At 44.3% G+C, this 9,810-nt stretch carries 11 protein-coding genes and 1 pseudogene; 9 read left to right on the top strand and 3 right to left on the bottom strand.

The window, feature by feature from the left end:
- The 4 genes from Q502_RS02045 to Q502_RS02060 all read left to right on the top strand — a co-directional run bounded on the left by Q502_RS02045 (position 1) and on the right by Q502_RS02060 (position 2,316).
- Positions 1 to 225: a ferredoxin family protein gene (locus tag Q502_RS02045; RefSeq protein WP_099830589.1), complete on the top strand. Its 225-nt coding sequence runs from the start codon at positions 1 to 3 to the stop codon at positions 223 to 225.
- Positions 218 to 1,372 carry a 2-oxoacid:acceptor oxidoreductase subunit alpha gene (locus tag Q502_RS02050; protein WP_099830590.1) on the top strand — a complete coding sequence of 385 codons (1,155 nt, stop codon included), beginning with the start codon at positions 218 to 220 and terminating at the stop codon, positions 1,370 to 1,372. Before Q502_RS02045 ends, Q502_RS02050 begins: the two co-directional genes overlap by 8 nt.
- Positions 1,373 to 1,491: 119 nt before the next feature.
- Complete coding sequence (locus Q502_RS02055; protein WP_099830591.1) at positions 1,492 to 1,767, top strand: stage V sporulation protein S; 276 nt, start codon at positions 1,492 to 1,494, stop codon at positions 1,765 to 1,767.
- A gap of 105 nt (positions 1,768 to 1,872) precedes the next feature.
- Positions 1,873 to 2,316 (top strand): ferritin family protein, encoded by a 444-nt coding sequence (locus Q502_RS02060; RefSeq protein WP_099830592.1) that lies wholly within the window; start codon positions 1,873 to 1,875, stop codon positions 2,314 to 2,316.
- A gap of 330 nt (positions 2,317 to 2,646) precedes the next feature.
- Here the strand turns inward: Q502_RS02060 and Q502_RS02065 are convergent, their stop codons facing one another.
- Positions 2,647 to 2,913 carry a hypothetical protein gene (locus tag Q502_RS02065; RefSeq protein WP_099830593.1) on the bottom strand — a complete coding sequence of 89 codons (267 nt, stop codon included), beginning with the start codon at positions 2,911 to 2,913 and terminating at the stop codon, positions 2,647 to 2,649.
- A gap of 368 nt (positions 2,914 to 3,281) precedes the next feature.
- Here Q502_RS02065 and Q502_RS02070 point away from each other — a divergent pair, with 368 nt between their 5' ends.
- Together Q502_RS02070 and Q502_RS02075 are read left to right on the top strand one after the other, a co-directional pair.
- Positions 3,282 to 4,589, top strand: coding sequence for a uracil-xanthine permease family protein (locus Q502_RS02070; RefSeq protein ID WP_099830594.1), 1,308 nt, complete (start codon positions 3,282 to 3,284; stop codon positions 4,587 to 4,589).
- Between the two features lie 78 nt (positions 4,590 to 4,667).
- Entirely contained in the window at positions 4,668 to 5,201 is a 534-nt protein-coding gene (locus Q502_RS02075) for a GNAT family N-acetyltransferase (protein ID WP_099830595.1), read from the top strand.
- Here Q502_RS02075 and Q502_RS02080 read toward each other — a convergent pair.
- Positions 5,198 to 5,929: a Nif3-like dinuclear metal center hexameric protein gene (locus Q502_RS02080; RefSeq protein ID WP_099830596.1), complete on the bottom strand. Its 732-nt coding sequence runs from the start codon at positions 5,927 to 5,929 to the stop codon at positions 5,198 to 5,200. The two genes, Q502_RS02075 and Q502_RS02080, sit on opposite strands and share 4 nt — an antisense overlap.
- Positions 5,930 to 6,214: 285 nt before the next feature.
- On the opposite strand from Q502_RS02080, the gene Q502_RS02085 reads away from it, so the two are divergent.
- From Q502_RS02085 to Q502_RS02095, 3 genes are all read left to right on the top strand, one after another.
- Entirely contained in the window at positions 6,215 to 7,603 is a 1,389-nt protein-coding gene (locus tag Q502_RS02085) for an MATE family efflux transporter (RefSeq protein WP_099830603.1), read from the top strand.
- Positions 7,604 to 7,789: 186 nt separating this feature from the next.
- Positions 7,790 to 8,446 (top strand): CoA transferase subunit A, encoded by a 657-nt coding sequence (locus tag Q502_RS02090; protein ID WP_099830597.1) that lies wholly within the window; start codon positions 7,790 to 7,792, stop codon positions 8,444 to 8,446.
- Positions 8,443 to 9,096 carry a 3-oxoacid CoA-transferase subunit B gene (locus tag Q502_RS02095; RefSeq protein WP_099830598.1) on the top strand — a complete coding sequence of 218 codons (654 nt, stop codon included), beginning with the start codon at positions 8,443 to 8,445 and terminating at the stop codon, positions 9,094 to 9,096. Before Q502_RS02090 ends, Q502_RS02095 begins: the two co-directional genes overlap by 4 nt.
- Positions 9,097 to 9,516: 420 nt before the next feature.
- On the opposite strand, the pseudogene Q502_RS02100 reads toward Q502_RS02095, so the two are convergent.
- Positions 9,517 to 9,810 (bottom strand): annotated as a pseudogene (locus Q502_RS02100) (transposase); the annotation flags it as partial.

Here is a 9,810-nt window from a genome sequence, read left to right on the forward strand (position 1 = left end):
ATGGCTGTGAAGAAGCAATATCAGGTGAATATCAATCATACTCTGTGCAAGCGATGTGGGATTTGTTATTGGATATGTCCCACCAAGACAATCACAAAGGGAGAGCTTGGCAGGCCGCAGATCATTGACCAAAAAACCTGCATTGGTTGTATAATGTGCGAAAACGCCTGTCCGGATTTTGCGATTGATGTTAAAGAATTGGAGGCGGTGAAAGAGGATGCGTGAGTTCGTTCTGCTTCAAGGAGATGAAGCATGTGCGCTTGGGGCTATAAAAGCTGGGTGCAAATTCTTTGCAGGTTATCCTATTACGCCCGCGACCGAAATTGCGGAGACTATGGCTAGGGAGCTTCCGAAGATTGGAGGAACGTTCATTCAGATGGAGGATGAGATAGCAAGCGCCGCTGCGATAATAGGGGCGTCACTTGCCGGCGAGAAATCAATGACTGCAACGAGTGGTCCGGGCTTCTCCCTAATGCAAGAAGCGATTGGGTATGCAGCCATGACTGAGACACCTACAGTCATAGTCAACGTTCAGCGGGGTGGCCCGTCTACCGGCATGCCGACGAAGACGGCACAAGGAGATATAATGCAGGCGAGATGGGGCACTCACGGCGACCACCAGATCATCGCAATATATCCTTCAAATGTTGAAGAAGTATACAAATATATAATTACGGCTTTCAACTATGCTGAGTTATACAGAACACCTGTGATTTTCTTGATGGACGAAATCCTAGGTCATATGCGTGAGAGTGTATATTTGCCACACGATTCTGAAATCATGGAAGTACAGAGGGTCGGTGAAATGGAAATGGCTGACGATGATATATTCCACCCCTTCGAAGGCGATGACCAGATGATGGCAACTCCACTAGTTAAGATGGGGAAGTCAAGGTTTCATGTTTCCGGTCTAGTGCACGACGAGTCTGGTTTTCCTATAGGTTCGCCATCCGATTCTTCCCGACTCCTGAGGAGGTTAGACAATAAGATAAGATTGCATAGCGATGAGATAGTTATGTACGACGAATACATGACTGAGGATGCAGAGATACTTCTACTCGCTTACGGTTCAGTTGCCAGAAGTGCAATAAATGCTGTTAAGATGGCTAGGGAGGATAAGATCAATGTAGGTCTCTTTAAACCAGTGACTATTTGGCCATTCCCGAGTACAAGACTGAGGCAGCTTCTAAAGAGAGTAAGTGCCGTCATTGTTGCAGAGATGAACCTTGGACAAATTCTTTATGAAGTGTCTAGATTGAACAAGCGCGGTGCAAAGATTGAGCACTTAAGCAAAGTTGATGGAGAGCTTATCACTCCGCAAGAAGTCCTTGATGCTATATCAAGGGTTAAGTCGGAAATAATGGATCTGTAGAATGAACGTCTTTGTCGATTCTTTCTTCTTTTTGCGAACAGTATGTTAAAACTTTTGCTAATTCAGCGGCCTCTGTGGTAGAATTACAGCGAAATTACCTGCAAAAGGAGGAAATCTCAATGGAAATCCTGAAGGTCAGTTCTAAATCTAATCCTAACAAGGTTGCAGGTGCCATAGCCGGGGTCATCTCAAAGAACGAGCAAGTAGAACTTCAGGCCATTGGCGCTGGTGCTGTGAATCAAGCTGTGAAGGCAGTAGCCATCGCTTCTAGATTCCTCAGAGAACAGGGCACTAAGGTGTTCATGGTCCCTGGATTTGTGGAGATTCAGATTGGCGAAGAGATGCGCACGGGGATCACCATGAAGATTATTTCGGAGAAAGACGAAGAAAAGTAATGAGGGTTCTGTAATCTCATAAGTCGGGGGGAGGTCGTTGATCTCTTCCTTTTTTGTTGGAAGACTACGAGATAGTTGCTGGTTAGCTAAATGAGGAGGTATTAGATGCTTACAGTAAGTGATATGTTGGGTATAGCCCTCAAGATCGAAAGTGCAGGTTATTCATACTATCAGAAGCTTAGTGAGAGAACTTCTGGGGAAGTAAGAGATCTTTTCTCAAGACTTTCGGTGCAGGAAAGGGAGCATGCAGAAATATTCAGAGATATTCTGAAGAATGTGGAAAACGAACCAACAGCCCAGGATTGGGACGACAATGTGGGTTATTTGAAGTCTTACGCCGAGATATCCATTTTCCCTCGAATTGAATCGTCAGAGGTCCCTCAGAATATGAGCAAAGCTATCAGTGGTGCAATGGAAGTGGAAAAGGACAGCATTATATTCTATTCAGATCTCGCTTCCTTTATACCCAACAGTAAGGAGCTCAAAGAGATAATTGAGGAAGAGCGAAGGCATCTCCATGATCTAGTGAAGCTTTACGGTTCATTATAGAGACTGTTAAGGGAATGGGCTCCCAAACGGCGAAAGTGCCAAGGATCTCTAAGAGTGGTCTCTATAATGGGTGACTGAATGTGGTTTCCGCAGTTAAGTATCTTTGTGAAGGACATCAAGAGAAAGTATTTGATTGACCCGTCGCAATGCATCAAAATAGAATCTATTCAAAATCGAATTGAAGGAGATTAAGAACACCTCCCTTTGAGTTAGATTTAGACTTCATTATCTGTATATCAACGAGTAATTCCTGAGAATGTGCTATATTATTCTTGAGTATATAAATCTAGGGCTTCGTGAACCTTGCGAAGCTCATCTTTTTTTGTGTAGTCAATCATATTTCTTCTTTCTTCCGCGACTCCTTGTGAATTTGCTTCTCTTGTTCTTCTTAGAATAACCTCTCCTAAGTTTTAGTGATGCATAGCTCCGGTTGTACTCAGTTAATTCAATAAATTCGTCAAGGATTCTACTCTTCTCCTTCTTTCCAGCCTTCCTGTACTTCTCTGAGTATTTCTCAATCAATCCAGTCATGTCTATTCTCTTCATCTTCGCCCCTACCTCTTTCAACTTGGCATTCGCGAAGATTATCCCCTTCATCCTTACCTTTCGAGTAGTTTCATTTTTGATGCAACGTTACCCTTTTCAAGTAGATTATTTGTGATGCATATCGCCGTGGTCAATATCGGCCATCCATATGATAGAATAACCCTTGGAAGATTTTTCTTGGAGAGTGACTTTTATGTCGGAAGCATTGTTTGAACAAGTAGAAGCTCTGTTCACTAGCCGATACAAGAGTCATTGTCACCGCTTATGTATCACGGTGTTTATCTCTTATGCGCTTTGTGCAATCGAGATGGTAATAATCAAGATTGCAGATGATATAAGATCAAAGAAAAAAACCTCACGCGAATTCGTGAGGTCTTTTCTTTGATTGCGACACTACTTTAAAACGGAGGAGGGATCTTGTGAGCAATGAGAAGTCGGCTTACCAGGAGGTAAAAGAACAGGAAGACAGGAGCAAGAATTTGGGTAAAGGAGGTCTTCTGGTACTGGGACTGCAGCATGCATTCACGATGTTTGGGGCAACGGTACTTGTTCCATATCTGACCGGCGTTCCAGTGAATGTTGCGTTGTTTACTGCAGGCATTGGTACACTCCTTTTTCATCTACTAACAAAATGGAAAGTGCCAGTCTTCCTTGGATCGAGCTTCGCTTACATTGCCCCAATCAATGCCGTGATACTCTATCATGCTAACGCCCCTGAAGCTTTCGGATCTGTACCAGAGGCGATTTCCGCAGGGTTCGCTATCACACCCGACATGATAGCCTACGCAACGGGCGGAATCATGATCGCAGGGTTTGTTCAAGTTGCAATTGCTATCCTGATTAAGGTTCTCGGGATTAGCAAATTCGAGAAGATCTTCCCACCAGCTGTTGCCGGAACAATAATCGCTGTGATCGGTTTGAACCTAGCACCCACAGCAATAAGCATGGCAAGTTCAAATTGGTGGATAGCGATAGTATCTTTGGGAACGGCAGTAATTGTAAGACTATATGTTAAGGGTTTTACAAGACTCATTCCAGTTATGTGCGGTATAATCGTAGGCTATATCGTTGCTGCAATTACCGGCAACGTCTCTTTCGATGCGGTTAACCAGGCTAGCTGGATAGGAATACCTTCCTTTGTACTTCCTAAGTTTTCGGTATACTCTTTGACCGTTCTCGTCCCTGTGGCCCTTGCCCCAACGATCGAGCACTTCGGGGATATATTTGCAGTGTCTTCAATAGTTGGAAAGAAATTCTATGATGACCCCGGTATACACAGAACTCTGGCCGGAGACGGAATCGCGACAGCTGTAGCTGGGTTTTTTGGAGGCCCAGCAAACACAACTTACAGTGAAAACACAGGCGTTTTGGCGATCACAAAGGTCTTTAACCCCACGGTAATGAGGATCGCCGCTGTATTTGCGATTATACTTTCGTTTGTACCAAAAGTGGGAGCGGTCATTCAGTCGATTCCTACAGCCGTGATGGGTGGCATTGAGATCTTGCTCTTTGGAATGATTGCTGCTGTAGGGATGAAGACACTGATAGAGAACCGAGTGAAGGTAGACGGCAAGAACCTGATTATCATCTCAGTAATGCTTGTGGTGGGTATCGGTGGTGCTGCCATAGGAATTGGGCCTGTCAGGTTCGAGGGGATAGGTCTGGCCGCGCTTGTCGGCCTTATCCTGAACGGGATATTCGTGGCAACTAAAGCTCCCGAAGAATAGATTTCAGAACTTTCATAGAACAAGAGGTGCCCTGGGTGGCACCTCTTTTGGTATACTATTTTAACGGGGGTGGTATCTGTGTTAATGGGTCGTTTGGTGTATCTTAGAGAGTATAGAAAATCTGATGTTGAGACTGCTCACAAGTATATCAATGACTACGAAGTGAAAAGGATGCTCGTGCCGGGGATTCCGTTTCCGCTAAGACTTGAGGAGGAAGAGAAGTGGTACGATTCTCAGAGCGCATTCAAGGATATCTACAACTTCGCCATTGCAAGGATTGAGGACGATGAGTACTTAGGAGGCTGCGGAATAAACGAGGTCGACTGGAAGAACAGCGTGGCAGCCGTCGGTATCTTTTTGGGGAAGCAGTTCTGGAATGCAGGTTATGGAACCGATGCAATGAGAGTGCTTCTGGCATTTGTGTTTGACCAAATGAATATAAACAAGGCGAAACTCAACGTATATTCGTTCAACAAACGTGCAATCAAGTCATATACGAAGTGCGGCTTTCAGATAGAGGGAACGTTGAGGCAGGAGATTTTCAGAGACGGAGCATTCCACGATGAAATCGTCATGGGGATTCTTAGGTCGGAGCTTATTAGGGAATACTAGACCTCGTTATAGTACTCGATGAATTCTACATCAAGCGAGAATCTTTCTTTTATTAGTTGCCCGAGGTTCATTACACCAAACCGCTCGCTGGCATAATGGCCCACGCAGAAGTAATTGATACCCATCTCTCTAGAGAGTTCCCTGGTAGGTTCTCGTACTTCGCCTGATATAAACGTGTCAGCGATGCCCTCAAGTTTGTCCAGCATTGACGAGGAGCCACCAGATATTACACATACTTTCTGAACGATTTCAGAGTTCTTGTGAAGGAATATCTTCTGATTAGGAAAAAGCTGAGAAAGAGAGAATGTGAACTCGGACACAGTAGTTTCTATAGGAGTTCTGCCTATTAAGCCTACGTCAAATTTCTCGAGGCTCTCAAGACCTAGCTTCTGAGCAATCGCGTAGTTGTTTCCATATGGTATATTTGCGTCCAATGGCAGGTGGTAACCAAGAAGCGTGACACCATTTAACAATACGCTTTCGACTCTTCTTTTCAGGTGGCCTGTGAGTCTGAAGAAGGTCTTTCCGAAGATTCCATGGTGTACTAGTATTGCATCAGCACTTGAGTTTAGGGCCTTTTCTACGAAGGCGTTGCTGAAGGAGACCCCTGTAACGAGTTTCTTTATATCTCTATCTCCTTCGATTTGAATACCATTGTGGCAATAGTCATCGAACTTCTCCGGTTCAAGAACAGAATTCAGAAAGCCTTCAAGCTCTAATGGTCTCACGTTTGACTCCTTTGCTTAGAAAAGTCCTCCACAAGAATATCCTCGATCATTATTCTATCATGAGCCATCGAGTAAGATATAAACTGAAAAAAGAGGGATGCAACGTACCACTTTAATCCACATCTCTAAACATTCAACTATATTCTCAATTATTGATTCATGCCAGTAATTATTTTGTGCTAGATTCATAAGATTGTGTTTGATATTCTATTCCTTAATGCACTTCCAAACCAAGGAGGTACGTGCTAAACTTCATAGTACGGATTCCTTACTGTGGAGGCGAAAATGGCTTATAGTCTTCTTAAGTCGTATCTTGATGCCGGCGAAGCTAAAGAAATAAGAAGATCGCTTCTAGTAATGGCTCTTCCCGCAATTGGCGAAAATGTACTTCAGATGCTGCTCGGAATTTCGGATACAGCATTTCTCGGTCACTACGACTGGAGAGTTATGACTGCGGTGGGTACAGCTAACCAAGTAGTGTTTATTTTTCAAGCAGTATTGGTCGCGATATCCACTGGTTCGATGGTTCTAATCTCAAACAGCTATGGTGCCAGAAATCAGCACAGAGTGAATCTTATCGCCTGGCATGCTATTTATCTAAGCATAGTTGTCGGTTTGATTCTCTCAGTCGGTTCTCTATTCTCCGGGAATCTGCTCTCGCTTCTGTTCCCTTCAAGCGACGCATTTATGCAGATGAACGGTGCAAAGTATCTTCAAACTATAATGCTCGGTTTTCCGGCAATGAGCATAATGGTTGTTCTCGGTGCTACACTAAGAGGTGCAGGTGATACCAGGTCTCCTTTGATAGCAGCTGCGATTGCAAATGGGTTGAATGTCTTTCTAGATTACTCAATGATCTTCGGGAAGTTCGGTTTTCCTGAGATGGGTGCTTTTGGAGCAGCACTCGCGACTGTATTATCAAGGGTTGTAGGTTCGGTAATCATAATTGTACTTCTATTCAGAAACCGGGGAATATCTATGACCAAGAGACCACAGAGGCTTTCCAAGTGGATGCTAAGGGAGGTATTTGTTCTAGGACTCCCTGCTTCAATAGAGAACTTCGGTTTCTCGCTGGGGGTTCTGGTCTTCGCTAACATTCTTTTCATAGCCGGTCCACAGGCCTACGCAGCTCACAGAATAGGAATTCAAGTAGAGTCTCTCTCTTTCATGCCGGCATGGGGGATGGGAGTAGCGATAACTGCACTAGTAGGTATCTATAACGGAAGTAGGCAACGAAGGCTGTCAATAGGGGTAGTCAGGCAAGGTTGGTTCATTGCACTCACGATTTCCTCGATAATTGGAATAGCTATAACTCTATTCCCTGATCTTTTCATATCAATCTTCACGAATGAAACATCGCTCATCGAAGAGGGAAGACTTCCTGTGAGAATCATCGGTTTGTTCCAGGTTGTAATGGGAACTGATTATGCCGTAACCGGAGCGCTTAGAGGTATGGGAGACACTTCGTTCCCGATGAAATCGTCGCTAGTGGCAATGTGGTTAATCAGGCTTCCACTTGGTTATGTGCTTGTCAGGTACTTTGGTATGGGTCTCTTCGGAGCCTGGATAGGGATGATGGCAGACATGGTCCTAAGAACTACGCTTAAGTTCGTCAGATTCTATTCTGGAAAATGGGAGATGAAAGCAGATTCCATTCAGGCAAGGTCCGGCTAACGCTCATTGCTAGTATTCCTTTGCATCACAATCAGCCAGTGCAAATAACAATCAAGATTACTAGCACACAGGAGTTTCCGGAGCGAGAGAATCACTTTGCTCTTTTGAGGCGCTTTTGGTAAGATTGTCTTATGCTTGGCGTCCTTTTTGCTACCGACCAGACTATGCTTTAAAGGAGGAGTTCCCTTGAGGATTGTGGATATCAGTGAGGCAGTTTCAACTGTTAGTGAAGATTCTTCCGTGATGGTAGGAGGATTCTTGGGATGCGGGTCCCCCGACAATCTTATTAATGAGATCATTACCAAGAAGATCAGAGGGTTGACGGTGATTGCAAATGACACCGCTTTTCCCGATAAGGGTATAGGTAAGCTTATTGTGAACAAGTGCGCATGTAAAGTGATTGTATCTCATATCGGCACTAATCCAGAAACACAACGTCAAATGATGGAGGGTGAGCTTAAAGTGGAACTGATTCCTCAAGGGACTCTGGCTGAGAGAATAAGAGTAGGAGGAGTAGGGCTTGGAGGAATTCTAACTCCAACAGGCGTTGGTACTGTCATTCAAGAAGGGAAGAGAGTGGTTGCTGTAGAGGGACGGGAGTATCTTCTTGAGTTGCCGCTTAGAGCTGATTACGCACTAGTGAAGGCAAAGAAGGCCGATTACTATGGCAATCTCGTCTTTTCTTTAACCGCAAGAAACTTCAACCCGCTAATTGTTCTAGCGTGTGACACAGTAATCGCAGAAGTGGAAGAGATAGTACCTGTTGGTGCGCTAACGCCTGATGAAATACATATTCCGGGAGTTCTGGTTGACTATATTGTAGTCGGGGGGGCAGCTCAATGATAGATGCAAGAGAGATAATCGCGAGAAGGATTGGAATGGAGCTGCGTGATGGGGATCTAGTAAACCTAGGAATTGGTATTCCAACTCTAGTTTCGAACTTCATTCCGGAGGGTATTAGAGTCTATTTTCAGTCAGAGAACGGAATAATAGGAATGGGGCCCGTTCCGGAAGCTGGTATGGCGAACAGAGATCTAACAAATGCGGGAGGCCAGTATATAACGGCTTTACCGGGTTCAGCTACCTTTGACAGCGCGATGTCTTTTTCGATTATTAGAGGAGGGCATCTTGACATTACGGTACTTGGAGGGCTGCAGGTCGATGAACGCGGAATTCTTGCCAACTGGATGGTTCCCGGGAAGATGGTTCCCGGAATGGGTGGTGCAATGGATCTGGTAACCGGAGCTAAGCGAGTTATAGTTGCAATGACACATACATCTAAGGGACTGCCGAAGATTGTCAAAGAGTGCACTCTTCCTGTTACTTCTAACAGGCCAGTCGATTTAGTAGTCACAGAACTAGCAGTAATTCAGCCTACAAGACGTGGTCTTCTTCTGCGAGAGAAGTCAAATGAAGTAAGTGTAGACGAGATTCTGGAGATGACTGAAGCTAGTCTAATTGTCAGTGACGATCTCAAGACCATGTTTGGTTAGGTGACATATTCTGCTGAAGGAGCGGCACACTGATCTGAATTCTGTCAAGATGAAGACATAGTCTCGGTGTTCGCTCACCGAATGTCGGGTGTTTTTCTTATGATTCTTTTATTATATTATAATTTGTTTGTGAACTGGTTGTATCGGTTTTTGAGACGAAGACACCGAGTGTTCATGATCTCTTCTTTAGAATACCGATAAACAATTCTGGAATGAGCTTCAAAAGGAGAACTTTTCTCTAACCCATAAACTGACGGCGTCTTGGCCGGTAACGTTTTGCTATATAAAATTTATGATTTGGATTACGTACTAGATTAGCAGAGAAATCGGCTCTATCGATGCGATAAATTTCAATACTTGTTCTAGAATGCTTCTCATGACTAATTCGGAGACCACCCTAATTTCCCGGACAAATTATACCTATGACTTTGGTTGAATCTTCAGACTCTGGAGTATTTCGCGTTGTGGTTTGGTAATCTCAGTAAGGATATGACCGTACTTGCCTGAATATCGTACCTGAGTTAATGTTTCCATCTCGAGAAGGAGTTCTCGGACGGTGTATTTCTCAATGAGTTTTGTATCACGCATTTTCTTTCTCAAAGCACTCATAAGGATCAAGGCAATGAACTGAACAAAGAGTCTGCCATCCATAGAAGCAGCACTGTGAATGCGCAGGCGTTTCATGTCCAGCTGATTCTTCAAGTCATCAAAAGA

The sequence above is a fragment of the Mesotoga sp. Brook.08.YT.4.2.5.2. genome, assembly GCF_003351125.1.
Taxonomy (GTDB): domain Bacteria; phylum Thermotogota; class Thermotogae; order Petrotogales; family Kosmotogaceae; genus Mesotoga.

Bases quoted from the DNA above. Each gene is read 5' to 3' on its own strand.
- Q502_RS02045 (WP_099830589.1), top strand. From the start codon at position 1: ATGGCTGTGAAGAAGCAATATCAGGTGAATATCAATCATACTCTGTGC.
- Q502_RS02050 (WP_099830590.1), top strand. From the start codon at position 218: ATGCGTGAGTTCGTTCTGCTTCAAGGAGATGAAGCATGTGCGCTTGGG.
- Q502_RS02055 (WP_099830591.1), top strand. From the start codon at position 1,492: ATGGAAATCCTGAAGGTCAGTTCTAAATCTAATCCTAACAAGGTTGCA.
- Q502_RS02060 (WP_099830592.1), top strand. From the start codon at position 1,873: ATGCTTACAGTAAGTGATATGTTGGGTATAGCCCTCAAGATCGAAAGT.
- Q502_RS02065 (WP_099830593.1), bottom strand. From the start codon at position 2,913: ATGAAGGGGATAATCTTCGCGAATGCCAAGTTGAAAGAGGTAGGGGCG.
- Q502_RS02085 (WP_099830603.1), top strand. From the start codon at position 6,215: ATGGCTTATAGTCTTCTTAAGTCGTATCTTGATGCCGGCGAAGCTAAA.
- Q502_RS02095 (WP_099830598.1), top strand. From the start codon at position 8,443: ATGATAGATGCAAGAGAGATAATCGCGAGAAGGATTGGAATGGAGCTG.